The organism is Amycolatopsis sp. WAC 04169 (assembly GCF_003947535.1).
In the GTDB taxonomy this organism is placed as follows: Bacteria; Actinomycetota; Actinomycetes; order Mycobacteriales; family Pseudonocardiaceae; genus Amycolatopsis; species Amycolatopsis keratiniphila.
The window spans coordinates 160,508-185,230 of the sequence record NZ_QHJI01000015.1 but is presented as its reverse complement, the minus strand read 5'-3'; the positions used below and the strand labels follow the sequence as shown (position 1 = coordinate 185,230).

The window sequence follows — 24,723 nt, the reverse complement described above, 5'->3', positions numbered from 1 at the left end:
CTGAATCCTCGACCCTTGCTTCGTATCTAATAACGTATATGATTCCGTGCCACAGTGGCAAGGTGGCCGACGACAAAGGAGTCCACGTGTCGAACCCAGCCCAGGATGAACGCATATCCGGCCGGACCGCCCCACCGTCCTCCGACCGGCGCCGGGTCGCCTTCGCGACCGTCGTCGGTACCACCGTCGAGTGGTACGACTTCTTCGTTTACGCGTCCGCGGCCGGTCTCGTCTTCGGCAAGCTGTTCTTCTCCGGCCTCGGGGCGAACAGCACGCTCGTTTCCTTCGCCACGGTGGGCGTGAGCTTCCTGTTCCGGCCGCTCGGCGCGTTCCTCGCCGGGCATTTCGGCGACAAGTACGGCCGCCGTGTGGTCCTGGTGCTCACCCTGATCCTGATGGGCGCCGCGACCACGCTGATCGGGGTGCTCCCGACGTTCGACCAGATCGGGGTCCTCGCGCCGGTGCTGCTCATCCTGCTGCGGATCCTGCAGGGGATCTCGGCGGGCGGGGAATGGGGCGGCGCCGTTCTGATGGCCGTCGAGCACGCGCCCTCGAAGCGACGGGGGCTCTTCGGCGCCTCACCGCAGATCGGCGTCCCGCTCGGGCTGCTGCTGGCTTCCGGTGTGCTCGCGCTGACCAGCCTGCTCGTCCCCGGGCAGGCGTTCCTCGATTGGGGCTGGCGGATCCCGTTCCTGCTCAGCGTCGGGCTGATCCTGGTCGGCCACTACGTGCGGCGCCGGGTCGAGGAGAGCCCGGTCTTCCGGGAGATCGCCGAACGCCGTGAGCAGACCCGGACCCCGATCATCCAGCTGTTCCGCAAGCACGCCGTGCTCGTCGTGGTGGCCGCGGTGGTGTTCGCGGGCAACAACGCGGTCGGCTACATGACCACCGGCGGCTACATCCAGAACTACGCGACCAACCCGAAGGGCCCGCTCGGGCTCGACCGCGGCCCGGTGCTCTGGGCGGTGACCGCGTCCGCGGCGACCTGGCTGATCTCGACGTGGGCGGCTGGCGCGGTGTCCGACCGGATCGGCAGGCGGCGCACCTACGTCGTCGGCTGGATCGCCCAGCTCGCCGGCATCGCGGTGCTCTTTCCCTTGGTGGACACCGGGAACATCGTGTTACTGGCGCTGGGATTGATCATCCTGAGTGTCGGGCTCGGGTTCACCTACGGTCAGCAGGCGGCGTTCTACGCGGAGCTGTTCCCCGCGTCCATCCGGTTCTCCGGCGTCTCGATCTCGTATGCGCTGGGCGCGATCCTCGGGGGCGCGTTCGCGCCGACGATCGCCACCGCGCTGGTCGACGCGACCGGCACTTCGGTGTCCGTCGCCGTCTACCTGGGTGGGATGACCGTCATCGGCCTCATCGCCACGTTGTTGCTGCGTGACCGGTCGGGAATCCCGCTCGGGCCCGACCATGAAGCCGAGCAGGCGGTCAGCCCGCTGCGCTTCTCCAAGTGATCCCGCCGTCCGTGACGCTCACCCGCCGAGAGCGTCACGGACGGCCTTCGCCGCTGCCTTGAGCCGCTCCGCGAGCTCGGCGGGGGTACGCGCGCTCGACAGATAGACGACCGCGAGGGCCGCCGGAGCGTGCCCGCGCAGGGGGAGTGGCACGGCCACCGAGCTGAGGTTCTCGATCACCTCGCCATGGCTGTCCGCGTAGCCGCGGTCGACGACTTCCGCGATTCCCGCCGGCCGGTTCTCTTCCGGAAGCTGGGAAAGGATCGCGCGGCCGGGGGCGCCCGCGGTGAACGGATGCCTGGACCCCGGGCGCTGCGCGACGGACGCGACGGCGTGCCGGGGTTCCACGCTGACCAGGGTCACGCATTCCTCGCGGTCCATCACCGCCACGAAACACGTCATGCCGAGTTCGTTCGCGACCGCCGTCAGTTCGGGCAGCGCCGCGGCCTGCAGATCGTGTTTGATCCCCGCCGCCAGCGCGGCCAGCCGGGCGCCGAGTTCGTATTTCCCGGCGGGTTCCCGGGTGAGGAGACCGTGCTCTTCGAGGGTGCGGATGAGCCGGTACGCGATCGAACGGTGCACACCGAGCCGTTCGGCGATCCGGTCGACGCTGAGCGGTTCTTGGGCGTCGGCAAGGACTTCGAGGACGCGGATGCCGCGGCTGAGCGTCTGGGACGTGCTCGCGGTCTTGCGGGAGTCCGAAACCATCGTATACGATCCATTTCGATAGTTGAACTGGCTGTTCGATTATAGAACAGGAACAGACGATGATGTCACGCGAAACCAGTTTTCCGCCGGGATCGAGCCTCTATCGGCCACCCGCTCAGTTCTTCCGAGGCTGTCTCGGCCGGTTCGCGACGGGGGTGGCCGTCGTGACCTTCGACGCCGCGACGAAACGGCACGGCCTGACGGTGAACTCCTTCACCGCGGTTTCGATGGATCCGCCGCTCGTCCTCATTTCGATCCAGCGCACGGTGAAGAGCCACGACCTGCTGGCCGACCGTCCCTTCGCGGTCAACGTCCTCGGCGCCGAGCAGGAGGCGCTGGCGATGAACTTCGCCGGCCGTCCGACTCCCGAAGGCGCGCCGACGTGGGTCGAAGGCGGGCACGCGCCGCGGCTCGCCGGCGTCCTGAGCTGGTTCGACTGCACGCCGTGGGCCGCCTATGACGGTGGCGACCACACCTTGTTCCTCGGCGAGGTGCGGGAGTTCGACTACCGCTCCGGCGACGCTCTCGGCTTCGTCGACGGGCGGTTCTCGATGATCCACGAATCCGCGCAAGGCCACGAATCCCTGTTCTGACAACGACGTCCACCCGAGAAGGAGCACGACATGGGAGCCCGTACCGGACAGCAGTACCTCGACAAGCTCAACGCGATGACACCGGAGCTGTACGTGGACGGCGAGAAGGTGACCGCCAAGGTCGCCGAACATCCGGCGTTCCGCAACAACGCGCTGACCTACGCGAAGCTGTTCGACCTCCAGCACGACCCGGCGCACCGTGACGTCCTGACCTACGAGTCGCCGTCGACGGGGGAGCGGGTCGGCATGTCGTTCCTGGTGCCGCGCAACGAGGAAGACCTCAAGCGCCGCCGCGCCGCGTTCTCCGTGTGGGCCGAGTACTCGAACGGGTTCCTGGGCCGCACCGGCGACTACATGAACTCGTCGCTCACGGCCCTGTCGGCCGCGAAGAAGTTCTTCTCCCAGGCCGATCCCGTCTACGGCGAGCGCATCGAGAAGTACTACGAGATGGCGCGCGAGAACGATCTGCTCGCGACGCACACCCTCATCCCGCCGCAGGTCAACCGTTCGGTGTCGGGCAGTCAGCAGGGCGGTGGCAACCTGTCGGCGAAGGTGGTCGAGGAACGGGAGGACGGCATCGTCGTCCGCGGTGCCCGGATGCTCGCCACGATCGCGCCGATCGCCGACGAACTCCTGGTCTTCCCGTCGACCGTCCTGCGCGGAACCCCCGAGGACGCCCCGTATTCCTACGCTTTCGCCGTCCCGAACGACGCGCCCGGGCTGAAGTACTTCTGCCGCGCCGGGCTCGACCACGGCCGCTCGACCTTCGACGAACCGCTGGCCTCCCGCTTCGAGGAGATGGACGCGGTCGTGGTCTTCGACGACGTCTTCGTCCCGAACGAGCGCGTCTTCCTGCTGGGGCATCCGGAACTGTGCAACGCCTGGTACTCCGAGACCGGCGCCGGCGCGCTGATGACCCACCAGGTCGTCACCCGCACCCTGGCCAAGACGGAGTTCTACCTCGGTCTCGCCAGTGAGATCGCCGCCGCGATCGGGATCGGCGGCTTCCAGCACATCCAGCAGGATCTGTCGGAGCTGATCTCCTACGTCGAGATCGAGAAGGCCGTGCTGCGCGCGGCGGAGGCCGACGGCAAGCTCAGCGAGGACGGCGTCTTCCTGCCCAAGTGGGAGGTCCTGAACGCCGCCCGGAACTGGTACCCCACGAAGGTCTCGCCGCGCCTGACCGAGATCATCCGCAAGTTCTCCGCCTCCGGCCTCATGGCGCTGCCGGGTGAGGCGGACTTCGAGGCGGAGGGCCGTCCCGCCATCGACACCTACCTCCAGTCGGCCACCCTGCCGGCCAAGGACCGCGCGCGGCTGTTCAAGCTGGCGTTCGACGCGTCGGTCTCGAGCTTCGCCGGGCGGGAGTCGCTGTACGAGTACTTCTTCTTCGGCGACCCGGTGCGGATGGCCGGCGCCCAGGTGAACGCGTACCCGAGGGAGGCGCTGCAGGAACGGGTCCGGGAACTCTTGGCACGCGAAGACGGCTGAGTGCGGATTTCGCCGAAATCGCCGTGAATTCGAACGGATAGCGACAGTCGGAAAGCGTCCGTCATCCACCGGGTGACGGACGCTTTTTCACGTCGTGCGGCAGGTGAGTATGTATCGACCATGATGTGTCCTGCTTTTGTCCAAATTCTTGTTGTCACGAATCCGTGAGCGGGTTACGACGTTCGAGCTAATCTCCGCATTGACCGTTCAAGTCCGCCATGACCGTGCGCAAAAATCCAGGTGCTCTGCTCGGCGAAGGCCAGGACGAAGCGAGGCGGCAGGGGGAGACATGATCGAAACCATGCAGTGCGCGGGTGCGGACTTCTGCGAAGAGCTTTCGGGTTCGGCTGACACCTCCTTCGCCCGTTTCTACGAAGGCGACCCACCGTCCCGGCTAATACATTCGACGGAAAACTTGACGCTGCTGGCCGATATGTCGCCGCTCGTACTCGGGCATCTCCTGCTCCTGCCCTCGAATCACCACTTGTCGTTCGCCCAGGTGCTTTCCCTCCATCAGGACGAGGTGCGCGGCCTTCTCGACGAGTTCATGCCGCTGTACCGGGAGACCTTCGGCGAGCCGCTGATCCTCGAACACGGTTCGAGCGCCGGACAGGAGAGCCACGCGTGCATCACGCACGCGCATCTGCACTTTCTCCCCGTCGACGGTGACGCCGTGGACGATCTCCTGATCGGCGACGGCCTGTTCCACCGGGATCTGGATTCGCTCGGGGAACTCACGCTCGCGCCTTGGCCGTCTTCGGCTTATTTCCTCCGTGTGTACCGGGGGAAAGTCCGGGTTTACCTGCCGACCGGCGCGCAGAAAAGGCAGTATCTCCGCTCGATCGTCGGCGCCGTGCTGGCGATCGAGGATCCGGAATGGGACTACGCGGTGGTGATGCGGAAAAGGGATCTTCGCGAAACCCTGCGAATGGTGGATTACTGGCCCGGGAAACTCAGTGGCGACGAGGTGGAGCTGTCCTGTGGTGAGTGAGAAATTCTCGGACGAACCGACGAGACTGGCCACGGCGATCGTGCCGTTGTTCGCCCGGCAGGCAAGCGAGTTCGTCCCGGTTTCGTTCCCGGACGGTGGCCGGGTGGACCTGACCGCGGGAGCCGACGCCCAAGACGACTGCGCGGTCTTCCGGCTGGCAGGCGAGCACGACCTCGTGGTGGGCTCCGATTACGTCCGCGGGCCCAAGTTCAGGCTTTACGAGATGGGACACCTCGACGAATACGACCTGGGGTACTACCTCGTCGCCGCGAATCTGAGCGACATCGCGGCGATGGGCGCGAAGCCGATCGGGCTGCTTTCGGTCGTGCGGTATCCGGCCGAAATGGACGACGCGCTGTTCGGTCTCGTCATGCGCGGCATCCGCGACGCGTGCGCCGCCTTCGGCTGCCTCAACGTGGGTGGCGACATCGGCGGCGCGGAACGCCTGATCCTCTCGGCGTCGGCTCTCGGGGTGTGCCCGGCGGGCCGGGCGCTGCTGCGGTCCGGCGCGAAACCCGGTGACGTCGTCTGCCTCACGGCACCGACCGGGCCCGCCGGAGCGGCGATGGCGTACCTGCGCTCCGGCGTGCCGGATCTGGTCATCGACAGCTTGGTGCCGTCGTTGCTTTCCGCCTGGAAACGTCCGGTGGCCAGAGTGGACGAGGGGCTCGCCCTCGGCGCCAGCGGGGTGGTCACGAGTTGTCTGGACACCTCGGACGGGCTGAAGGCGGCCTTGCTGAGCATCGCCGAGTCGAGCGGAGTCGGGATCGACGTCGACGAGCGGTCCATTCCCGTCCCCAAGGCGGTGGCCGCCGTGGCCGCGCACGTGGATGTGGAGCCGCTGAGCCTGGTCATGGGCGACTCGGTCGACTTCGAACTCGTCTTCACCGTGCCGCCCACCCAGGTGGACGACCTCGCCGAAACGCTGAGCTTCCACCGGATCGGCGTGGTCACCGAGCGGCCAGAGGTGGTCTTGACCGGGAAGAACGGCGAGCGGGCGGACCTGCCGGGCGAGGCGTGGCGGCACCAGCGCGACGGAAAGGCATGAGCCGGAAGGCGGCCAAGATCGCGGACAAGGCGATCCTGCTGTCGGCGACGCTCTTCCTGGCGGGCAAGGCGTACAACGTACCGGCGAAGGCCTTCTGGGACGGCCTCCTGAACGACCGCTCGTACCTGCTGCTGGTCGCGCTCGTCACGGCCGGGGTGTTCGGTGCTTTCGCACCGTTCGAAAGCTGGCAACGACGGGCCTTCGTGGACCGCAACGTCATGATGCGGCGTCGCGTGTTGTCCACGTTCGGCAGATTGCTCGAGATCAGCGCGAAGATCGATCCGCCGCTGGACACCGGCGACCTGGCGCTCCATGTGTGGCGGAAGACGCGCACACTGAGGCATCCGATCCACGGGGTCCTGAAACGACTGTCCTCCTACCGGATGTCGTCCTTTCCGGCGACGCGGAGTTTCGCGCCGGTGCGGGGCATCGGCGCCGTGGGACTGTGCTGGCAGCACGATCGCGAGGTGACGTTCGATGTCGCACCGTTGGCGGCCCGCCTCACCGACGAGGCGAAGTTCGACGACCACGTGGCCCGCTACGGTGCGGAATCGGTGATGAACCTGGGATGGGAGGCGTTCCAGGCCCTCAAGCATCGGACCGCGCTGTTCGTCACGCCGATCAGAAGCGGGCGCAACAAGTTCGTCGGCTGCGTGAGCGTCGACGCCGGTCGCGGCTACGAGGTGCTCGACCGGCGGGAACTGCTGGAGGAGATGACCAATCTGGGCATGGCCATCGGTCGCGAGGACTTCGAATGCACCTGAACGACGCGAAGCTGCGCGCCTTGGTGTCGAGTACACGCCGAGCCTACGACGAGAACGCCGCGGTGTACGTGCGGGCCACCGGCACGCTCGACCTGTTTCCCGGTCTGGACCACGAACTGGACCGTTTCTTCGATGCGCTGCCCGGAAGTTCGGTGCTGGACCTCGGTTGTGGCGCCGGCCGGGACGCCGAATATCTGATCGGACGCGGCGCGGCCGTGATGGCGGCCGACCTCAGTGAGGAATTGCTCCGGCACACCCGAAGTCGTTGCGCGGTGGACGGTGCGGTGCTTTGCGATCTCTTGGCCCTGCCGATAGCCGCCGGAGTGTTCGACGGTGTCTGGGCTTGTGCCAGCATCGTGCACTTACCGAGCGAGGCGCACCCGCGCGTCTTCTCCGAAATCCATCGGGTGCTCGCGCCCGGCGGTGTCACGGCGATCAGCCTCAAGGAAGGGGAGGGCGAAGGATGGGCGCGCAGTGTCCGGATGCCATCGCCGCGATGGTTTTCGTTGCGTAGACCGGAAGCCGTGGTGGACGAATTGGCCGCCGCCGGCTTCGTCTCGGCCCGGGTTTTGCCGAGCGGACGCGGCAGCTGGTTCGTCGTGGAGGCGAGGAAAGGGCTACCGGCCGAGCCATTCGTCGGGGTTGGTCCCCGGTAGTACATGACGGATACCGCCTCGCGGATCCGCCACGTCGCCCTCGTAGCGGGGGATCAGGTGGATGTGCAGGTGGTCGATCGTCCGGCCCGCCGCCTGCCCTTCGTTCACACCGATGGTGTAGCCGTCCGGCTGGAACTGGTCCTGGATCCGGCGCCAGGCCTGCTTGATCAGCGCATAGACTTCGGCGTGCTCGCTCGCCGTGAGCGAGAAGTAGGACTCCACGTGTCTTTTCGGGACGACCTCGACATGTCCCTTGGCGGCGGGGAAGTTGTCCCACCGAACGTAGATCTCGTTTCCGTCGACCAGTACGTCATTCACCGATGCGTCATCGAAATGACAAAAGAGGCAATCGGTGTTCACCGGTTCGGCTACGTTTTCCTTCGCCATCGCCGGTCTCATAACCAATACTCCTCGTCATTGATCGATCACTTGAAGTCATACCCATGGTCAACTTAGCTTCGTCGCAGACAAAGCAGAAGCGTACTCGCACTAACGGTTGATCTCTAATCCTCTGTCGCGACACGCCGAGGTCATCAGCCGCAGTACCTGCTCGACGGTGAGGTCGGTGGTGTCGATTCTGATGGCGTCCTCGGCGGGGACCAACGGCGACGTCGCCCGGGACATATCGGCCTCGTCCCGGCGGATCACGTCGTCGAGAACGTGTTCGTAGGATGCCGACCGCTCTTGCCGTACGCGCCGCAGGGCCCGGACTTCTGGCTTCGCGGTCAAGTAGAACTTCACGGTCGCGGCGGGAAAGATGGTGGTGCCGATGTCCCGGCCCTCGATGACGCAGCGAGGCTGTGCGCCGGCCCAAAGCCTGATGAGGCTGGTGACCCGCTGGCGGACCTCCGCGATCTTGGCGACCGCCGAAACGGCGACGTTGACCCGGGTGGCGCGCAGGTTGTCCGGGGCGTAGCGGTCGGAAGTCAGCAGGCTCGCGGAACGGCTCGCCGTGATCAATTCGTCGCAGAGGCAGGTGACTTTCGTGGCGTTGTCGACCGGAATGCGACGCTGAAGTGCTTCGAAAGCGATGATGCGATAAGTCCTGCCGCTTTCGAGATAGCGCAGGTCGAACGATTTCGACAGTGCCAGACAGGTGGTGGTCTTGCCCGCCGCCGCCGGGCCGTCCACCGCCACGACGGTGCCGGGACCTTGTTCGGGCATGATTTTCCCTTGCTGGTGGGTGAAGCCGGACTATGGGGAGCAGGGCGCAGACGCTATCACGCGGGACGTGCGCCGTGGGGCGCGTATGCGAGTTGCCTCGGAGCAGCGAAGATGCCGGGAATCGTGCCCTGGCAACGGATTGCGGCCTCCGGATGAAGGTGAACGTGGTCGCCGCGGCCACGCTCCGGCATGGCCTCTCACTCGTCCAGGGCATCGCGGGGGCACCGGTTTGTGTTTGGAGTACGCGGAAAACCTGCTGTGGCAGTGGAGATTCCCTTTCGGGGGTGCAAGTTTCATCCGAATTTCGCACCTTCGGGTGGGCGAGCGGTTATCGCGAGCCACTTCACATCGCGTTTTCACCCGATTGTTGACGATAGGCGAAATTCTTGACGAGAATCCGTAACGAACGCCACGGGACGGACGTCGTCAACGGTGACCACCCTTGCCGGACTCGCGTCGGAGTGAGACCGCCCCGGGGTGCGCGAGTCCCGGCGCCGGGTACGCAGGGGGAGACACGCCCGGGATCCTGCGAACTTGATTCATTCCAGAAAATGGGCCAGACTGCGGCCGTGCCCACGACCCAGGAGTTCGAGCGGATGCTGCGCGGGGCCTCCCTGCGCGTGACGCGTCCCAGGGTGGCCGTGCTGACAGCGGTACGCGACCACCCGCACGCCGACACCGACTCGATCATCGGTGCCGTGCGTACGGAGCTCGGCGAGGTCTCTCACCAGGCCATTTACGACGTGTTGCGGGCACTGACCGCCGCGGGTCTCGTACGGCGGATCCAGCCGTCGGGGTCCGTGGCACGCTACGAGTCCCGGGTCGGGGACAACCACCACCACGTCGTGTGCCGAACCTGTGGTGCCATCGCCGACGTCGACTGCGCCGTCGGTCCCGCACCCTGTTTGACCGCGTCGAACGACCAAGGCTTCCTGATCGAAGAAGCCGAGGTCATCTACTGGGGCCTGTGCCCCGACTGTGCGATCGAACCCCGTTCTTGAGCCCTGCAGTTCTGATTCCCGGAAGGATTCCCGTGTCTGACAGCCCGGACGCCGTCATCGGCGAAATGAACGAAGAGAGCGCGGGCGGCTGCCCCGTCTCGTCGGGCCGCCGCAACCACCCCACCGAAGGCGCGGGCAACCGCGACTGGTGGCCGAACCAGCTCAACCTGAAGATCCTCCGGAAGCACTCCGCCGCTTCGGACCCCATGGACGCCGGGTTCGACTACGCCGCCGAGTTCAAGACCCTCGACCTCAATGAACTCGCCAAGGACGTCGACGCCGTCCTGACGACTTCGCAGGACTGGTGGCCCGCCGACTTCGGCCACTACGGCGGCTTCATGATCCGCATGGCGTGGCACAGCGCCGGCACCTACCGGATCGAGGACGGCCGCGGTGGCGCGGGCGCGGGCATGCAGCGCTTCGCCCCGCTCAACAGCTGGCCGGACAACGGCAACCTCGACAAGGCCCGCCGCCTGCTCTGGCCGGTCAAGAAGAAGTACGGCCGCAAGATCTCGTGGGCCGACCTGATGATCTTCACCGGCAACCGCGCGCTGGAGACCATGGGCTTCAAGACCTTCGGCTTCGCCGGTGGCCGCGCCGACGTCTGGGAGCCGGACGAGGACGTGTACTGGGGCCCCGAGCGCACCTGGCTCGGCGACGAGCGCTACAGCGGTGACCGTCAGCTCGAAGGCCCGCTGGCCGCCGTGCAGATGGGTCTCATCTACGTGAACCCGGAAGGCCCGAACGGCAACCCGGACCCGCTGGCCGCGGCCCGCGACATCCGCGAGACCTTCGGCCGGATGGCGATGAACGACGAGGAGACCGTCGCGCTGATCGCCGGCGGCCACAGCTTCGGCAAGACCCACGGCGCGGCCGACCCGGACAAGTACGTCGGGGCCGAGCCCGAGGGCGCTTCGATCGAGGAGCAGGGCCTCGGCTGGAAGAACAGCTTCGGCAGCGGCAAGGGACGCGACGCGATCACCAGTGGCCTCGAGGTCACCTGGACGCCGACCCCGACCCAGTGGAGCAACTGGTTCTTCCACAACCTCTTCGAGTACGAGTGGGAGCTGACCAAGAGCCCGGCGGGCGCCCACCAGTGGACGCCGAAGGACGGCAAGGCCAAGAACACCGTCCCGGATCCCGAGGACGGCAAGCTCAACCGCGCGCCCGGCATGCTCACCACCGACCTGGCGCTGCGTTTCGACCCGGTCTACGAGCAGATCTCGCGCCGGTTCTACGAGAACCCGGACCAGTTCGCGGACGCCTTCGCCCGCGCCTGGTTCAAGCTGACCCACCGCGACATGGGCCCGATCCAGCGTTACCTCGGCCCGCTGGTGCCGCAGGAGACGCTGATCTGGCAGGACCCGGTGCCCGCCGTCGACCACGAGCTGATCGACGACGCGGACATCGCCTCCCTCAAGGAGAAGCTGCTCGCTTCGGGCCTGTCGGTCTCGCAGCTGGTCTCGACCGCGTGGGCGTCGGCCTCGACCTTCCGTGGCAGCGACAAGCGCGGTGGCGCGAACGGTGCCCGCATCCGCCTCGAGCCGCAGCGTGACTGGGAGGTCAACGACCCGCAGACGCTGTCTCAGGTGCTGCGGACCCTCGAAGGTGTCCAGGAGGCCTTCAACGGCGCCCAGACCGGCGGCAAGAAGGTCTCGCTCGCCGACCTGATCGTGCTGGGCGGCGTCGCCGCCGTCGAGCAGGCGGCCAAGGACGCCGGCCACGAGGTCACCGTGCCGTTCACGCCGGGCCGCACCGACGCGACGGCGGAGCAGACCGACGTCGAGTCGTTCGCGCCGCTGGAGCCGACCGTGGACGGGTTCCGCAACTACCGGGGCAAGGGCCACCGTCTCCCGACGGAGTACCTGCTCATCGACCGCGCGAACCTGCTGAACCTGAGCGCGCCCGAGATGACCGTCCTCGTCGGCGGTCTCCGTGTCCTCGGCGCCAACGCCCAGCAGTCCCAGCACGGCGTGTTCACCGAGAAGCCGGGGGCGCTGACCAACGACTTCTTCACGAACCTGCTCGACATGGGCGTGCAGTGGACGGCCACGTCCGCCGACGCGGAGGTCTTCGAAGGCCGCGACTCCGCGACCGGCGAGGTCAAGTGGACCGGTACCCGGGCCGACCTCGTGTTCGGGTCGAACTCCGAGCTTCGCGCGGTGGCGGAGGTCTACGCCAGCGACGACGCCAAGGAGAAGTTCGTCCGCGACTTCGTGGCGGCGTGGGACAAGGTCATGAACCTCGACCGGTACGACCTGGTCTGAAATTGATCCGAACGTCCGGGCCCGTCGCTTCCGCGGCGGGCCCGGACGTTTTCACTGGTGCTGCAGATCCGGTTCCGGATAGTCGCCCGCCTTGCGTTCCAGCGCTGTCGTGAGGACACCGAGCGCGATCATGCCGACGCCGAGGCCCAGATGCAGCCAGTTGTCGGCGACGTTGAACGGCAGGAAATTCCCCGGGCTGCTCTGCGGGATCGCCAAGCCGATGAGCCACAGGAGCAGATAGATCCCGCCGCCGACCATGAGGAAGACTCGGGAAGCGGCGCGTTTGCGCGCGGCGAGCACGCCCACGACGCCGAACAGCAGGTGCACCAGGTTGTGCAGGATCGACACCGCGAAAACGCCGAACAACCGGGCTCCGGAATGGTGTCCGGCGAACTCCAGGCCGTCGTAGCCGGTGGTGATGCCCGGGATGAAGCCGAGGACGCCGACAAGCAGGAAGGCCGCGCCGACGACGAGCGCGGCCACCTGCGGCGGGCGCCGCGCGGCGCTCTTGCGCTGCTCCGCCGAGTGGGAGCCACGCGCCGTGTCTTCTCGTTCCATGGCGGCCGGATACCCCGGCTGCGTCGGCGTAATCCTCCGGCGCGCGTCCGGCCATCGGGTCGTCCAGACTGAAGTGTGTCCGGGTTTCGAGCGGGTGAGCGGGAGGACGGGTGCCGGATCTGCTGGCGGCGGGTGGCTGGGGCCTCCTGGCCGGATCGGCCTTGCTGCTCGGCGCCATGGTCGGTTTCCTGATCCGGATACCCGGCAGGGCCGTCGCGGGCGTCATGGCTTTCGGAAGCGGCGTGCTGATCTCAGCCGTCTCCTTCGAGCTGATTGCCGAAGCACACGAAAAGGGCGGTTTCCTGCCGACCGCGCTCGGTGCGCTCGGCGGTGCCCTGGTCTACACCCTCGCGAACGTCGGACTCGCCCGGCGAGGTGCCCGTCACCGCAAACGCTCGGGCGACCAGCAGCCGTCCGAAGCCGATCAGGCAGGCTCCGGCACCGCCATCGCGCTCGGCGCCCTGCTCGACGGCGTCCCCGAATCGATGGTGATCGGCACCAGCCTGCTCGGCGGCGGAAGTGTCAGCGTCGTGACCGTGGCCGCCGTGTTCATCAGCAACGTCCCGGAAGGGTTGTCCAGTGCGGCTGGGATGAAGCGGGCGGGCCGGAGCCCGCGCTATGTCTTCGCGCTCTGGGGCGGAATCGCCGTGATCAGCGGTGTGGCGGCGTTGCTGGGCTACGGCGTTCTCGGCGAAGCGTCCGGTGCCGGCCTCGCGGTGATCACCGCGATCGCGGGCGGCGCGATCCTCGCCATGATCGCCGACACGATGATCCCCGAGGCGTTCGAAGACGCTCAGTTGTGGACCGGGTTGATCACGGTGACGGGTTTCCTCACCGCGTTCGGTCTTTCCCGCCTCGGGTGATCATCGGCCTGCCGGTCAGACCTCGCCGGAAGCCAGCAGGGTCAGCAGTTCGGCGTGCCCGGCCTGGGTGATCAGGCTGGCGGCGTCGAAGTAGATGCGCTCGTTGGTGATCCGGTCCTCGTCGAAGAAGAACACCGCGATGATCGGCACCCGGAACGCCTTGCCGGTCGGCGGACGGCCGTAGAACTCGCCGAGGTTGGTGCCGAGGAGGTCGAATTCGACGATGACCGACTCGTCGGCGAAGTGGTAGCGGACGTTGTCGTGCCGCTGGTCCGGGAACGCCGTGCGGGTCATGCGGTAGTACGCCATGACCTCTTCGTCGCCGTCGAAGATCTGCCCGGTCGCCATGATCTCGTAGTGCGGATGGCCGTTGAAGGTGCCCAGTGTCCGGTCGAACTCGTGGGCCACCTCGGTGTCCATGTGCTCTTCGATGATCTTGTGGCGGCGCTCGCGCAGGTCTTCGCTGATCACTGGTCCTCCGGCTCGTTCCTGGTCGCGATCCGGAGCCTACCGCCCGCGGCCTCGTCGTCGGTGCCGTAGAGCAGGCTGCCGCACGAGCGCGACAGACAGGTCATGGCCTCGATCTTGTGGCCGGGGAAATCGCCGATCCTCACCGGAACGGGGGAGAGCGCGATCGAACCGTCGGAGCGGAGCACGCCCGCTTCGTACACGGCCGAATCGAACGGCCCTTCGTCACCGGGGTCGGAGGCGGCCGAGACCAGGACGCGGTCGTCCGCGGTGATCTCGACGTCCGAGGTGTGCCGGACGTCCGTGGCCGGGTACGGGACCCGGAACGGGATCGACTTCGGCTTCTTGAAGGACAGCTTCGAGACCGAGAACTCCGCGGAGTACAGCGTCGCGGGCCGGGCGTCCTGACCGCGGTCCGCCCAGATCGCGAACAAACGGTCATTCACCTTTTTCAGTGCGAAGCCCTCGTAATTGTCCTTCGGGTCGCCTTTCGGGGCCTGGAAAGTTCCGAGCACTTTCAGGTTCCGGTCCTTCACCTTGAAGTGAAAGCCCTTGCCGTCGCTGGCCAGTGCGACGAATTCGCCGGTCTTCCCCGGCACCGGTTCGGCCGCTTCCAGGTCGACCGGGAGTTCGCCCGGCCAGTCGATCGGGTCCACCTTGGACACTTTGCCGTGTTCGAGCCGGACCCGGACCGCCCGGTTCTCACCGGGCTTCTTGTTGTCGCGCAGGACAAGCGCGTCGATCCGGTGGTCGTCCTTGTCGAGGACGGCGATGCCGCTGGCGCCGGAGGTCATGCCGGTGCCGATGGATTCCCAGCCGTCCCCGGCGAGTGCCGCCGATGGCAGGAGCAGGGGAATGGTCAGTGCCGGAAGGATCGCGAGGGAGGTGAATTTCATGTCGTGCCCGTTCAGCCGCAGGAGAGGGTGCCGGCGCGGAGCGCGTGGCCGCTTTCGTTCCCGTCGTCGGCCCAGACCACCTGCTTGGTCCCGGAGGCGCACGCGGCCGAAATCGCGAAGCCTTCGTTGTTGTAGTCCGGCATGCCGCTCGGACGGTCGTACGTGGCCGTGACGGCGAACGCGCCCTGCGCGTTGACGGCGAGCGTCGCCGAATCACCGCCGCAGTTGTTGTCGCAGACCGCCCACAGCTTGCCGGTGGAAGCCTCGTATTCGAGTTCCATGATCGAGTCGAGCCCGCTCGCGAAACTCGCGACCCGGGTGTACTTCCCGCCCGCCTGGTCGAGCGCGTAGGCGTAGATCATCCCGTTGCTCTCGAGGCCGACGAGGTAGAGGCCGGTCCCGTGGCCGGGGTAGCTGCCCGGGTTGTACGGCGCCTTCGTGCGCTGGTCGACGAACCCCTTGGCGGTGAGGGCGCTGTCCGGGATCCACGAGACGGCTTCGAGGCCGTCGTTGGCCGAGACCTTCGGCAAATCCGCGGTCAGATCCCATTCGGCCTTCGCGCTGAGGGTCTTGGCCGTACCGGAGACGTCGTACCGGAGCACCTTGAGCGAGCTCGTCTTGCTGTTGTCGCCGTCGCGTTCGGTGGCCGCGACCACGCCGTCCGGGGTGGCCACGACGGCTTCGGCGTCGGGGTCGCCGTTGCCCCCGCGGTAGCGCAGCTGCTTGCCCGACGACCAGCCGTTGGCGGTGTCCGGCTGCCATTTCGAGCCGTTGCGCACGAGGCGGTACAGGGTGCCGGGGCCGTTCTTGACCGCCCAGAGGACGTCGGGGCCGCCGAACGACAGGCCGCTCATGTTGCCGCCGAGGACGTTCGAACCGTCGGCGTTCGTGACGGCGGAACCGCCCGGCCACGGGCTGTTCGCCGTCGTGGTCGCGGTGGCGGCGGTGGCGGGCAGGGCCAGCAGGGCGGCGGCGACGGTGGCCACCGCGGCGGGTCGGATCCGGCGAGGTGATCGGGGCATTCGCGCTCCTTCGGGCGGACGAAGTGGGTCGCGGCGTGTCGTCATAAGTTAAGTAAGTTTCCTTACGAATACAAGATATCGCCAGATTCTCACGAAATGAAGCAACGCTGGGTTTACAAAAGATGTCCTCTTGTCAAACCGGCTGTACATCACCTATCGTTTTGTAAACCCAGCCAACGGAGGAGGGTGCGATGAGCGAGATGACGGGCACGATCCCGGCTGGCTCGACCGAACGCTGGACCGACGGCAAGCGATATCTGTGGCTGATCGGCCTGGTGGTTCCTTCGCTCGCGTTCCTGGCCATCGGCCTGCACGCGGCCACCGGCTGGGGGGTGTGGTTCTGGATCGGGCCGATCGTGATCCTGGTGATCGTGCCGCTGATCGACCTGGTGGCCGGGCTGGACCGCAGCAATCCGCCCGACGACGTGATCGAACGGCTGGAGCGGGATCGCTACTACCGGTGGATCACCTTCGCGTTCCTGCCCATCCAGTACGCGGGTTTCGTGGTGGCGTTCTGGCTGATCGCCCGCGGCGACCTGTCCGTCGCGGACAAGATCGGCCTGGCGATCTCGATCGGCTGCATCGGCGGGATCGGCATCAACACCGCGCACGAACTCGGGCACAAGAAGGAGAGCCACGAGCGCTGGCTGTCGAAGATCGCGCTGGCGCAGAGCTTCTACGGCCACTTCTACATCGAGCACAACCGCGGCCACCACGTCCGGGTGGCCACTCCCGAGGACCCGGCGAGCAGCCGGGTGGGGGAGAGCTTCTACCGGTTCTGGCCGCGCACCGTGTTCGGTTCGCTGAAATCCGCGTGGGGGCTGGAGCGCAAGCGCTACGCCCGGCGCGACCGGCATCCGTTCCGGATCGGCAACGACGTGCTCAACGCCTGGCTGATGTCCGCGGTGCTGTGGGCGGCGATGGCCGTGTGGCTGGGGCCGGGGATCCTGCCGTACCTGGTGATCCAGGCGGTGGTCGGGTTCTCGCTGCTGGAGGTCGTGAACTACATGGAGCACTACGGCATGCGGCGGCAGATGGTCGGCCCGCCGAACCGCCGGCGGTACGAACGCGTGGACCCGAGCCACAGTTGGAACTCCAACAACATCGCCACCAACGTGCTGCTCTACCACCTGCAGCGGCACAGCGATCACCACGCCAACCCGACCCGCCGCTACCAGACGCTGCGCGATTTCGCGGAATCGCCGGTGCTCCCGACGGGCTACGCCGGGATGATCGTGCTGGCGCTGGTGCCGCCGGTCTGGCGCCGCGTGATGGATCCGCGGGTGCTCGCCCATTTCGACGGCGACATCTCCCGCGCCAACATCCAGCCGTCGAAGCGGGCCAAGGTGCTGGCGCGGTACGGAACGCGGGTCACCGCGCCGTCGCGGCACGTCGCCGACACGCACGGCGACGCGACCGAGGGCGGGATGTGCCCCGGCTGCGGCTATGTGTACGACGAGAAACTCGGCGACCCACGGGAGGGTTTCCCCGCCGGGACCCCGTGGTCGGCGATCCCGGATTCGTGGTGCTGCCCGGACTGCGGGGTGCGGGAGAAGGTCGATTTCGTGGCACCGGGAAGGGTCGGAGCATGATGAAGATCGAGGCTGACCGCGCGAAATGCGACGGGCTGGGCATGTGCGAGGCGATGGCGCCCGACTTCTTCGAGGTGGGCGACGACGGCACGGTCGTGGTGCTCGACGAGCAGCCCGGTGAGGAACACCGCCAGGACCTGTCGGCCGCCGTCGACGCCTGCCCGGTCCTCGCCCTGAAACTGCGGGACTGATCATGACGCTGGTCGTCGTGGGAGCGTCGCTGGCCGGGTTGCGCGCGGTGGAGGCGGCGCGCCGGGACGGATACCGGGGCCGGATCGTGTTGATCGGCGCGGAGGATCACCCGCCCTACGACCGGCTCCCGCTGTCGAAGTCGTTCCTCGACGCGGAAGGACCCGGCAAGGTCGAGCCGTTCCACGGCGAGGACGCGTTGCGCGACGAGTTCGGTGTCGAACTGATACTCGGCGCCCCCGCGGACGGGCTCGACACCACCGCTCGCGAGGTTTCGGTGGCGGGGACGACGGTTCCGTACGAGGCGCTGGTGATCGCGACCGGCGCCACCGCGCGGCGGCTGCCCGGAAGCGAGGGGATCGCCGGGGTCCACACGTTGAGGACCGCCGAGGACGCGCTGGCGGTCCGTGCCGCGCTCGACGCCGGGGCCAGCACGGTCGTGATCGGCGCGGGCTTCATCGGTTCGGAGGTCGCGGCCGCGGCACGGAAGCGCGGGCTGTCGTCGACGATCGTCGAGACACTCGACGTCCCGCTCACCCGGTCCGTCGGCGCCGAGGCCGGTGCGGTGTGCGCCGCGCTGCACCGGGAAGCGGGCACGGAACTGCGGTTGTCCACCACGGTCACCGGTCTGGAGTCCGACGGCGGTGTGGTGACCGGCGTGCGGCTTTCGACCGGCGAGGTGCTTCCCGCGAATCTGGTGGTCGCCGGCATCGGTGTCGTCCCGGCCACCGGCTGGCTGGCCGGCAGCGGGGTGCCGCTGCACGAGCGCGACGGCGGCGTGGTGTGCGACGCCACGCTCGCGACCGGGGTGCCCGGCGTGTACGCCGCCGGCGATGTCGCCCATGCCGCGAATCCGTTGTTCGACGGTGAGGTGATGCGGCTGGAGCACTGGACGAACGCCGCGGAGCAGGGTGCCGCGGCCGCTCGTCACGCGCTCGCGCCGGAAACGGCGAAGGCGCTGTCGCCGGTGCCGTACTTCTGGTCGGACTGGTACGACCACCGGATCCAGTTCGTCGGCACCCCGAGGGCGGACGAGGTGGTGACCGCCGTCCCGGAGTCCGGTGGTTTCACCGCGCTGTACCGGCGTGGGGACCGGATCGTCGGGGCGCTGACCGTCGACCGGCCGCGCGAGATCATGAAGTACCGTCGCCACATCGCCGGGCGGGCGCCGTGGCCTGAGGCGCTGGCGTTCGCCGCGAGAATGGCGGCCTAGAATGACGATCATGAGTGAGGCACCGGTTGCGGGAGGTCCGTACCGTCAACCGATCGTCGCGTCGGCGATCGAGCTGACCGTGCGCTCCGGCTGGTCCTCGGTGACGATGAGCAAACTCGCGGAGATCGTCGGCGTCAGCCGCCAGACCGTCTACAACGAACTCGGCTCGAAGACCCAGCTCGCCGAAGCGATGATCTCGCACGAACTCGGCCGGTTCCTCGCGGTGGTCCGGGACGCTTTCGAGCGGCATCCGGAAGATCTTGTCGAGGCGATCCACGACGCCGTCCGCGGTGTCCTCGAACTCGCCGACGACAATCTCCTGCTGCGCGCCATCGTCTCGGCCACGCACGGCGCCGACACCGAGTTGCTGCCGCTGCTGACGGTGCGGGCCGGGAGCCTGCTGAGCGAAGCGACCGTCATGCTGCGTGGCCGTGTCCGCGCCTATGGCCCGCCGCTGGACGCCGCGCAGCTGGATGTGGCGATCGACGTCGTGGTCCGGACCGTGCTGAGTCACGTCATGCAGCCGTCGGACACCCCGGCACGCACGGCCGACGCGCTGGCGTGGATGGCTTCGCGTGTGCTCGGCGCGACGACGACCCGGTCACTGCGGCATCCTTCGGAGAATTAGGGCGGCGGTCTCCGCCGGGGTCAAGCGCGTGTTGTCGATACGCACGTGATCGTGGCGCTCGATCAGGTCCGGACGATGTCGACGTACGAGCCGATGAGTTCGGTGTCCTCGGGGAGTTCGAGACCCCACACGTAGGTGTAGACGAGGCCGGGCAGCGCGGCGTCGGCCGCCTCCTCGATGACGCGGCGACGGAACTCGTCGACAAGCCTGCCGAACGGCGGCGAGCCGAACGGAAAGATGCCGAGCACCGGCTCGACGGCCATGTGGTTGTGGAACAGCTTGAACCCGGTGAGCTTGCACAGCTCCTCGCCGACGGTCATCTTGCCGACGGCGGGCGGTCCGAAGATCACGACGAAGTCCACTCGGCCACGGTAGCGGGGCGCGCGGAATTGTCGGTCCGGTGTGCGACGCTCCACCGATGATCGTCGTGTTCGATGCCGAGCTCTGGGTCTGGGACGCCCGCCGTGGGGAGACCTGGACCTTCGTCAGCCTGCCCCAGGACATCTCCGAGGAGATCCGCGAGATCACCGACGGGCCTCGCCGCGGGTTCGGAGCTGTCCGTGTCCAGGTCGGTATCGGCGGCAGCAAATGGAAGACGTCGATCTTCCCGGACTCCAAACGGGGCGCATACGTGCTGCCGGTCAAGAAAGCGGTCCGCAAGGCCGAGGGAATCGAGGAAGGTGATGTGGCGAAAGTGACCGTCGAGCTGATCGACCTCTGACCGTCAGAGCAGCCGTTCACCGAGCGCGCGAGGTCGGTCGTGGTCGCGGGGGAGGACAACGCCGAGAGGAGCCCGGCCCGCATCCCGGCGATGCGGGGCGCTACTCCTCGGTGAGCTCGGCCAGCTGATCCGCGGCGTCCTGGTTCCCGCCGGCGGCCAGCCGCCGCAGCTCGTCCAGCGCGCCCAGTTCGGTCGCCGTCTCGATCAGCTGGTCGGCCGCGTCGCTACTGCCGGCGTCGGCCAGCCGCCGGAGTTCGGCCAGGTCACCGCGTTCGGCGGCGTCCTGGATCCGTTCGTCGATGGCGTCCTGGTCAGCGCTCATGGTCACCAGGTTACGGGCAAGGCGTTCATTCCTGGCCGGTCTTCGCCAGTTTCGACGGCCACCAGATCTTCCGTCCGACGTCCACCGTCAGAGCCGGGACCAGCAGCGAACGCACCAGGAGCGTGTCGAGCAGGACGCCGAACGCGACGATGAAAGCCAGCTGTGCCAGGAAGAGGATGGGCAGGACGGCGAGGGCGGCGAAGGTCGCCGCGAGCACCACGCCGGCGGACGTGATCACGCCGCCGGTGACACGCAGACCGCGCAGGGTCCCGTCCCGCGTGCCGATCCTGCCCGCCTCTTCGCGGACCCTCGTCATCAGGAAGATGTTGTAGTCGATCCCCAGTGCGACAAGGAAGACGAAGCCGAACAGCGGAACGACGGGGTCGGCGCCGGGGAAGCCGAAGACGTGGTTGAACACCAGCGCCGACACTCCCATCGTCGCGGCGAAGGACAGCACCACCGTGCCGATCAGCAGCAGCGGCGCCAGCAGTGACCGCAGCAGCAGCGCGAGTACGAGGAAGATCACGACCAGGACGATCGGGATGATCACCATCCGGTCGTGCTCGGAGGTTTCCCGGGTGTCGAGCAGCGTCGCGGTGGGCCCGCCGACCTTGGTGCCGTCGACGGTGTGCACGGCGTCGCGGATCCGTTGCACCGTCGCGACGGCCGCGTCGGAGTCCGGGGGATCGGCGAGCACGGCGTCGATCTTCGCGAGCCCGCCCGCTTCGGGGCCTTGGCGGACGTCGGAGACGCCGGGAACACGCGCCAGCGCGGCGACGGCCTGAGCCTGACCGGCGGGAGTGATGATCACCGTCGGCGAGCCGGAGCCGCCGGGGAAGTAGCGCGAGAGGACTTCCTGTCCCGCGACGGAATCGACCGGCGTGAGGAAGACGTCGGACTGCGCGGTGCCGGAAGCCTTGAGCTGGGGGAGGAACGCGCCACCCGCGAGCAGGACGACGGTCGTGACGATCCAGATCGTCCGCGGTGCGCGGGCGACCAGGCCCGACACGCGTGCCCAAAGCCCGCCGGTCTCGTCGCGGGGCGGGGCCACCGCCGGGCGGAAGGGCCAGAAGGCGTTGCGCCCGCACAAGGCCAGCACGGCGGGTAGGAACGTGATGGTCGTGACGAAGGCGGCACCGATGCCGATGGCGGCGACCGGGCCGAGCCCCTTGTTGGAGTTCAGATCGCTGAACAGCAGGCACAGCACGCCGAGGATCACGGTCCCGGCGGAGGCCGCGATCGGTTCGATGGTCGAGCGCCAAGCCGTGCGGAGGGCGGTGCGGGCATCGTCCGTCGTCCGGAGTTCTTCGCGATAGCGCGAGATCATCAGGAGCGCGTAGTCGGTGGCTGCGCCGAAGACGAGGATGAACAGGATCCCCTGGCTCTGCCCGTTCAGTGCCAGCACGTCGTGATCCGCGAGCAGGTACACCGCGAGGCTCGCCGTGCCCAGCGCGAACACCGCCGACAACAGCACGAGCAGGGGAAGGAGCGGGCTGCGGTAGACGACGACCAGGATGATCGCGACCACCGCGCCCGCGACCAGGAGCAGCAGCCCGTCGATCCCGCCGAACGCCTCCTTGAGGTCGGCGACCTGCGCGGCGGGGCCCGTCACGAGCACTTTCAACCCGTCCGGGGTGTCACGGGCGAGCGACTCCCGCAGTGCCTCGACACCGTCGCCGGGGTCGGTCGTGGCGTCGAGGAGCACGACCACCTGCGCACCCGCGTTGCTCTGCGGGGCAGGCACGAGCCGCGCGTTCGACGTCCGGTCGGCGAGGAACCGCTTGTCGGCCTCGGTCAAGCCGGACGGCCGCTCGGCGACGACGATCGCCGGGATGACGGCGGCGCTGGAGAACTGTTTCTGGAGCTCGCCCACTTCGGTCGCTTCGGCCGACGCCGGCAGGAAACTGCTGCTGTCGTTCTCCGTGACCTGGCTGAGCTTGCCCGCGTACGGGCCGCTGAAGCCGCCGAAGATCAGCCAGGCGACCGCCACCAGGGCCGGGAGCAACCACCGCAGACGTGACCGCGTGCGGGCGGGACGTTCGACTTCCGAGATCATGGACGGATGGCTCCAGTGCTACTTCGACGAGTGAATAGTTCGACCATCGAAATAGTAGAGTGGTCATCCGGACGGGGCAACGTGAGGGGAGCTACCCGACATGGCTGAGGACGCCGGACAGGTCACGGACGACCTGCTCGTACTCCTGCTGCGGCAGCTGACCGTCGAATCGGACCGGTTCGCGGAAATGTTCGGGGAGAAGCACGGCCTGCACCGGACCGACCTCAACGCGCTCGCGGTGATCATGGACGCCGCCAGGCTGGGGGCGCCGATGAGTCCGAGCACGCTGGCGAGCGCGTTGCACCTGAGCGCGTCGGCGACGACGGCGGTGCTGGACCGGCTGGAGCGGGCCGGGCACCTCCATCGCGACCGGAGCGCGACCGACCGGCGCAAGGTCGAGTTGCGGATGCACGAGAAGGCGCGGGAGATCGGCGCCGAGTTCTTCCTGCCTCTCGGAAAACGCTACGCCGAGGCGTGGCGGGAGATGGGGGAGGACGAACGTCGGACGGTCGTCCGGTTCCTCCGGGGCACCATCGCCGCGACCGTCGAAGTGCGAGGCAGGCTGGCACCGTGAACACTCGGGAGCATGCGATGTGTGGTGCTAGGGGCGACGGGATATGTCGGCGGACGGCTGGTGCCGCAACTGCTCGAAGCGGGTCACGAGGTGCGCGTGGTGGCCCGCTCGCCGGAGAAGGTCGCCGAGGAACCGTGGCGTGACCGTGTCGAGGTCGAACGCGGCGACGTCACGGACCCGTCCTCGATCGAGACGGCGCTGACCGGCTGCGAGGTCGTCTACTACCTCGTGCATTCGTTGGCGCGCAAGGACTTCGTCGACGTCGACCGCGAGGGGGCCAAAACCGTCGCCGAGGTGGCCAAGACGGCGGGCGCGCGGCGGCTGGTGTACCTGGGCGGCATCGTGCCGGACGACGAGGAGTTGTCACCGCACCTGGCGTCGCGCGCCGAAGTGGGCCGGGTCCTGCTGGATTCCGGGGTGCCCGCGATCGTCCTGCAGGCCGCGGTGATCATCGGCTCCGGCTCGGCGAGTTTCGAAATGCTGCGCTACCTGACGGAGCGGCTCCCGGCGATGGTCACGCCGCGCTGGGTGCGCAACCGCATCCAGCCGATCGCGATCCGGGACGTGCTGCACTACCTCGTGCACGCCGCGGACCTGCCCTCCGACGTGAACGGTGCCTTCGACATCGGCGGGCCCGACGTGCTGACCTACTTGGACATGATGCGCCGTTACGCCGTCGTGGCGGGCTTGCCGAGGCGCGCCGTCGTACCGGTGCCGGTGCTGACCCCGTGGCTGTCCGCGCAATGGGTCAACCTGGTCACGCCCGTGCCGAAGTCCATCGCGGTGCCGCTGATCGAGTCGCTGGTGCACGAGGTCGTCTGTCACGACCACGCGATCGCCGAGCACATCCCCGACCCGGAGGCGGGGCTGACCCACTACGAGCACGCCGTCGAACTGGCGCTGTCCCGGATCCGCAACGCCGACGTGCCGACCCGCTGGTCGGACGCGTCGGGTGACGCGGCGCCCTCGGATCCGCTGCCGAGCGATCCGGACTGGGCGGGCGGGACCGTCTACGAGGACAAGCGCGAACAGCGGACGGACGCCTCACCGGAGGCGCTGTGGGACGTCATCGAGTCCATCGGCGGGGAACACGGGTGGTACTCGTTCCCGCTGGCCTGGTCGGTCCGCGGCTGGGCCGACCGGCTGGTCGGCGGTGTCGGGCTGCGGCGCGGCAGGCGGGATCCGCGGCGGCTGCATCTCGGCGAGGCACTGGACTGGTGGCGCGTCGAATACCTCGACCGGCCGCGGCTGCTGCGGTTGCGCGCGGAGATGAAGCTGCCCGGGCGGGCCTGGCTCGAACTCGGCGTCGAGTCCGATGAGGACGGTCGGACGATCTACCGGCAGCGCGCGGTGTTCGAGCCGCACGGGCTGGCCGGGCACGCTTACTGGAAGGGGATCGCGCCGTTCCACGGTGTCGTCTTCGGTGGCATGGTCCGCAACATCACCGGTGCCGCGCAAGGAGAAGCCGGCTGATCGAT

General features: G+C 67.9%; 27 protein-coding genes. 17 read left to right on the top strand and 10 right to left on the bottom strand.

The window, feature by feature from the left end; all coding sequences use genetic code 11:
• The first annotated feature begins 86 nt into the window (after positions 1–86).
• Positions 87–1,460 (top strand): MFS transporter, encoded by a 1,374-nt coding sequence (locus DMC61_RS37180; RefSeq protein ID WP_125695194.1) that lies wholly within the window; start codon positions 87–89, stop codon positions 1,458–1,460.
• An 18-nt stretch (positions 1,461–1,478) separates the two neighbouring features.
• Here DMC61_RS37180 and DMC61_RS37175 read toward each other — a convergent pair whose 3' ends face one another.
• Positions 1,479–2,168: an IclR family transcriptional regulator gene (locus DMC61_RS37175; protein ID WP_125695193.1), complete on the bottom strand. Its 690-nt coding sequence runs from the start codon at positions 2,166–2,168 to the stop codon at positions 1,479–1,481.
• Between the two features lie 59 nt (positions 2,169–2,227).
• Between DMC61_RS37175 and DMC61_RS37170 the strand changes: the two genes are divergently transcribed.
• From DMC61_RS37170 to DMC61_RS37150, 6 genes are all read left to right on the top strand, one after another.
• Positions 2,228–2,761: a flavin reductase family protein gene (locus tag DMC61_RS37170; RefSeq protein WP_125695192.1), complete on the top strand. Its 534-nt coding sequence runs from the start codon at positions 2,228–2,230 to the stop codon at positions 2,759–2,761.
• A gap of 30 nt (positions 2,762–2,791) precedes the next feature.
• Positions 2,792–4,252 carry a 4-hydroxyphenylacetate 3-monooxygenase, oxygenase component gene (gene hpaB, locus DMC61_RS37165; protein WP_125695191.1) on the top strand — a complete coding sequence of 487 codons (1,461 nt, stop codon included), beginning with the start codon at positions 2,792–2,794 and terminating at the stop codon, positions 4,250–4,252.
• 289 nt (positions 4,253–4,541) lie between these two features.
• On the top strand, positions 4,542–5,243 hold the full coding sequence (locus tag DMC61_RS37160) for a hypothetical protein (protein WP_125695190.1): 702 nt from the start codon (positions 4,542–4,544) through the stop codon (positions 5,241–5,243).
• Positions 5,236–6,291: a thiamine-phosphate kinase gene (thiL, locus tag DMC61_RS37155; protein ID WP_233595073.1), complete on the top strand. Its 1,056-nt coding sequence runs from the start codon at positions 5,236–5,238 to the stop codon at positions 6,289–6,291. Before DMC61_RS37160 ends, thiL begins: the two co-directional genes overlap by 8 nt.
• Positions 6,288–7,055 carry a hypothetical protein gene (locus DMC61_RS41275; RefSeq protein WP_158634161.1) on the top strand — a complete coding sequence of 256 codons (768 nt, stop codon included), beginning with the start codon at positions 6,288–6,290 and terminating at the stop codon, positions 7,053–7,055. Before thiL ends, DMC61_RS41275 begins: the two co-directional genes overlap by 4 nt.
• Positions 7,046–7,711, top strand: coding sequence for a class I SAM-dependent methyltransferase (locus tag DMC61_RS37150; protein ID WP_158634160.1), 666 nt, complete (start codon positions 7,046–7,048; stop codon positions 7,709–7,711). Before DMC61_RS41275 ends, DMC61_RS37150 begins: the two co-directional genes overlap by 10 nt.
• On the opposite strand, the gene DMC61_RS37145 is transcribed toward DMC61_RS37150, so the two are convergent.
• Both DMC61_RS37145 and cmk read right to left on the bottom strand, forming a co-directional pair.
• Positions 7,673–8,098, bottom strand: a complete 426-nt coding sequence (locus tag DMC61_RS37145; RefSeq protein ID WP_228708625.1) for an HIT family protein — start codon at positions 8,096–8,098, stop codon at positions 7,673–7,675. The two genes, DMC61_RS37150 and DMC61_RS37145, sit on opposite strands and share 39 nt — an antisense overlap.
• 102 nt (positions 8,099–8,200) lie before the next feature.
• Complete coding sequence (gene cmk, locus DMC61_RS37140; RefSeq protein WP_158634159.1) at positions 8,201–8,848, bottom strand: (d)CMP kinase; 648 nt, start codon at positions 8,846–8,848, stop codon at positions 8,201–8,203.
• 596 nt (positions 8,849–9,444) lie between these two features.
• Between cmk and DMC61_RS37135 the strand changes: the two genes are divergently transcribed.
• Positions 9,445–9,876, top strand: a complete 432-nt coding sequence (locus DMC61_RS37135) for a Fur family transcriptional regulator (protein WP_063271825.1) — start codon at positions 9,445–9,447, stop codon at positions 9,874–9,876.
• Positions 9,877–9,908: 32 nt separating this feature from the next.
• A complete protein-coding gene (katG, locus tag DMC61_RS37130; protein ID WP_125695185.1) occupies positions 9,909–12,143 on the top strand; it encodes a catalase/peroxidase HPI in 2,235 nt (744 codons plus the stop codon).
• A 51-nt stretch (positions 12,144–12,194) separates the two neighbouring features.
• On the opposite strand, the gene DMC61_RS37125 is transcribed toward katG, so the two are convergent.
• The gene (locus tag DMC61_RS37125) at positions 12,195–12,701 is read right to left on the bottom strand and encodes a DUF4383 domain-containing protein (protein ID WP_125695184.1); all 507 of its coding nucleotides are present in this window, start codon (positions 12,699–12,701) and stop codon (positions 12,195–12,197) included.
• 110 nt (positions 12,702–12,811) lie between these two features.
• Between DMC61_RS37125 and DMC61_RS37120 the strand changes: the two genes are divergently transcribed.
• Complete coding sequence (locus tag DMC61_RS37120) at positions 12,812–13,564, top strand: ZIP family metal transporter (protein WP_063271800.1); 753 nt, start codon at positions 12,812–12,814, stop codon at positions 13,562–13,564.
• Between the two features lie 15 nt (positions 13,565–13,579).
• Here DMC61_RS37120 and DMC61_RS37115 read toward each other — a convergent pair whose 3' ends face one another.
• The 3 genes from DMC61_RS37115 to DMC61_RS37105 are packed head-to-tail and all read right to left on the bottom strand — an operon-like array spanning position 13,580 to position 15,950.
• Positions 13,580–14,035, bottom strand: coding sequence for an ester cyclase (locus tag DMC61_RS37115; RefSeq protein ID WP_016334614.1), 456 nt, complete (start codon positions 14,033–14,035; stop codon positions 13,580–13,582).
• Entirely contained in the window at positions 14,032–14,928 is an 897-nt protein-coding gene (locus DMC61_RS37110; RefSeq protein WP_125695183.1) for a hypothetical protein, read from the bottom strand. The genes DMC61_RS37115 and DMC61_RS37110 overlap by 4 nt, the downstream gene beginning before the upstream one ends.
• 11 nt (positions 14,929–14,939) lie before the next feature.
• Positions 14,940–15,950 (bottom strand): hypothetical protein, encoded by a 1,011-nt coding sequence (locus tag DMC61_RS37105; RefSeq protein WP_125695182.1) that lies wholly within the window; start codon positions 15,948–15,950, stop codon positions 14,940–14,942.
• Positions 15,951–16,141: 191 nt separating this feature from the next.
• On the opposite strand from DMC61_RS37105, the gene DMC61_RS37100 reads away from it, so the two are divergent.
• The 4 genes from DMC61_RS37100 to DMC61_RS37085 are packed head-to-tail and all read left to right on the top strand — an operon-like array spanning position 16,142 to position 19,572.
• Positions 16,142–17,542: a fatty acid desaturase gene (locus tag DMC61_RS37100; RefSeq protein WP_016334611.1), complete on the top strand. Its 1,401-nt coding sequence runs from the start codon at positions 16,142–16,144 to the stop codon at positions 17,540–17,542.
• Positions 17,539–17,733 carry a ferredoxin gene (locus DMC61_RS37095; protein ID WP_037338602.1) on the top strand — a complete coding sequence of 65 codons (195 nt, stop codon included), beginning with the start codon at positions 17,539–17,541 and terminating at the stop codon, positions 17,731–17,733. The genes DMC61_RS37100 and DMC61_RS37095 overlap by 4 nt, the downstream gene beginning before the upstream one ends.
• A gap of 2 nt (positions 17,734–17,735) precedes the next feature.
• Positions 17,736–18,944, top strand: a complete 1,209-nt coding sequence (locus DMC61_RS37090) for an NAD(P)/FAD-dependent oxidoreductase (protein ID WP_125695181.1) — start codon at positions 17,736–17,738, stop codon at positions 18,942–18,944.
• A gap of 1 nt (position 18,945) precedes the next feature.
• Positions 18,946–19,572, top strand: coding sequence for a TetR family transcriptional regulator (locus DMC61_RS37085; RefSeq protein WP_125695180.1), 627 nt, complete (start codon positions 18,946–18,948; stop codon positions 19,570–19,572).
• 62 nt (positions 19,573–19,634) lie between these two features.
• Here the strand turns inward: DMC61_RS37085 and DMC61_RS37080 are convergent, their stop codons facing one another.
• Positions 19,635–19,934 carry an AAA family ATPase gene (locus tag DMC61_RS37080; RefSeq protein ID WP_199750190.1) on the bottom strand — a complete coding sequence of 100 codons (300 nt, stop codon included), beginning with the start codon at positions 19,932–19,934 and terminating at the stop codon, positions 19,635–19,637.
• Between the two features lie 56 nt (positions 19,935–19,990).
• Between DMC61_RS37080 and DMC61_RS37075 the strand changes: the two genes are divergently transcribed.
• Complete coding sequence (locus tag DMC61_RS37075) at positions 19,991–20,293, top strand: DUF1905 domain-containing protein (protein WP_043848142.1); 303 nt, start codon at positions 19,991–19,993, stop codon at positions 20,291–20,293.
• Positions 20,294–20,393: 100 nt separating this feature from the next.
• On the opposite strand, the gene DMC61_RS37070 is transcribed toward DMC61_RS37075, so the two are convergent.
• Positions 20,394–20,615 carry a hypothetical protein gene (locus tag DMC61_RS37070; protein WP_125695179.1) on the bottom strand — a complete coding sequence of 74 codons (222 nt, stop codon included), beginning with the start codon at positions 20,613–20,615 and terminating at the stop codon, positions 20,394–20,396.
• A gap of 25 nt (positions 20,616–20,640) precedes the next feature.
• Entirely contained in the window at positions 20,641–22,671 is a 2,031-nt protein-coding gene (locus DMC61_RS37065) for an efflux RND transporter permease subunit (RefSeq protein ID WP_125695178.1), read from the bottom strand.
• A 100-nt stretch (positions 22,672–22,771) separates the two neighbouring features.
• Here DMC61_RS37065 and DMC61_RS37060 point away from each other — a divergent pair, with 100 nt between their 5' ends.
• Both DMC61_RS37060 and DMC61_RS37055 read left to right on the top strand, forming a co-directional pair.
• A complete protein-coding gene (locus tag DMC61_RS37060) occupies positions 22,772–23,245 on the top strand; it encodes a MarR family transcriptional regulator (RefSeq protein ID WP_125695177.1) in 474 nt (157 codons plus the stop codon).
• A gap of 12 nt (positions 23,246–23,257) precedes the next feature.
• Positions 23,258–24,718 carry an SDR family oxidoreductase gene (locus tag DMC61_RS37055; RefSeq protein WP_125695176.1) on the top strand — a complete coding sequence of 487 codons (1,461 nt, stop codon included), beginning with the start codon at positions 23,258–23,260 and terminating at the stop codon, positions 24,716–24,718.
• Positions 24,719–24,723: the final 5 nt, after the last annotated feature.

What these genes read in the sequence shown, in the direction of transcription:
- DMC61_RS37075 (WP_043848142.1), top strand. Translation starts at nt 19,991, where the DNA reads ATGATCGTCGTGTTCGATGCCGAGCTCTGGGTCTGGGACGCCCGCCGT.
- DMC61_RS37095 (WP_037338602.1), top strand. Translation starts at nt 17,539, where the DNA reads ATGATGAAGATCGAGGCTGACCGCGCGAAATGCGACGGGCTGGGCATG.
- DMC61_RS37060 (WP_125695177.1), top strand. Translation starts at nt 22,772, where the DNA reads ATGGCTGAGGACGCCGGACAGGTCACGGACGACCTGCTCGTACTCCTG.
- DMC61_RS37090 (WP_125695181.1), top strand. Translation starts at nt 17,736, where the DNA reads ATGACGCTGGTCGTCGTGGGAGCGTCGCTGGCCGGGTTGCGCGCGGTG.
- DMC61_RS37170 (WP_125695192.1), top strand. Translation starts at nt 2,228, where the DNA reads ATGATGTCACGCGAAACCAGTTTTCCGCCGGGATCGAGCCTCTATCGG.
- DMC61_RS37125 (WP_125695184.1), bottom strand. Translation starts at nt 12,701, where the DNA reads ATGGAACGAGAAGACACGGCGCGTGGCTCCCACTCGGCGGAGCAGCGC.
- DMC61_RS37065 (WP_125695178.1), bottom strand. Translation starts at nt 22,671, where the DNA reads ATGATCTCGGAAGTCGAACGTCCCGCCCGCACGCGGTCACGTCTGCGG.
- DMC61_RS37100 (WP_016334611.1), top strand. Translation starts at nt 16,142, where the DNA reads ATGAGCGAGATGACGGGCACGATCCCGGCTGGCTCGACCGAACGCTGG.
- DMC61_RS41275 (WP_158634161.1), top strand. Translation starts at nt 6,288, where the DNA reads ATGAGCCGGAAGGCGGCCAAGATCGCGGACAAGGCGATCCTGCTGTCG.
- DMC61_RS37150 (WP_158634160.1), top strand. Translation starts at nt 7,046, where the DNA reads ATGCACCTGAACGACGCGAAGCTGCGCGCCTTGGTGTCGAGTACACGC.
- DMC61_RS37145 (WP_228708625.1), bottom strand. Translation starts at nt 8,098, where the DNA reads ATGGCGAAGGAAAACGTAGCCGAACCGGTGAACACCGATTGCCTCTTT.
- DMC61_RS37175 (WP_125695193.1), bottom strand. Translation starts at nt 2,168, where the DNA reads ATGGTTTCGGACTCCCGCAAGACCGCGAGCACGTCCCAGACGCTCAGC.
- DMC61_RS37085 (WP_125695180.1), top strand. Translation starts at nt 18,946, where the DNA reads ATGACGATCATGAGTGAGGCACCGGTTGCGGGAGGTCCGTACCGTCAA.
- DMC61_RS37160 (WP_125695190.1), top strand. Translation starts at nt 4,542, where the DNA reads ATGATCGAAACCATGCAGTGCGCGGGTGCGGACTTCTGCGAAGAGCTT.
- DMC61_RS37110 (WP_125695183.1), bottom strand. Translation starts at nt 14,928, where the DNA reads ATGAAATTCACCTCCCTCGCGATCCTTCCGGCACTGACCATTCCCCTG.
- DMC61_RS37105 (WP_125695182.1), bottom strand. Translation starts at nt 15,950, where the DNA reads ATGCCCCGATCACCTCGCCGGATCCGACCCGCCGCGGTGGCCACCGTC.
- DMC61_RS37055 (WP_125695176.1), top strand. Translation starts at nt 23,258, where the DNA reads ATGCGATGTGTGGTGCTAGGGGCGACGGGATATGTCGGCGGACGGCTG.
- hpaB (WP_125695191.1), top strand. Translation starts at nt 2,792, where the DNA reads ATGGGAGCCCGTACCGGACAGCAGTACCTCGACAAGCTCAACGCGATG.
- DMC61_RS37070 (WP_125695179.1), bottom strand. Translation starts at nt 20,615, where the DNA reads ATGAGCGCTGACCAGGACGCCATCGACGAACGGATCCAGGACGCCGCC.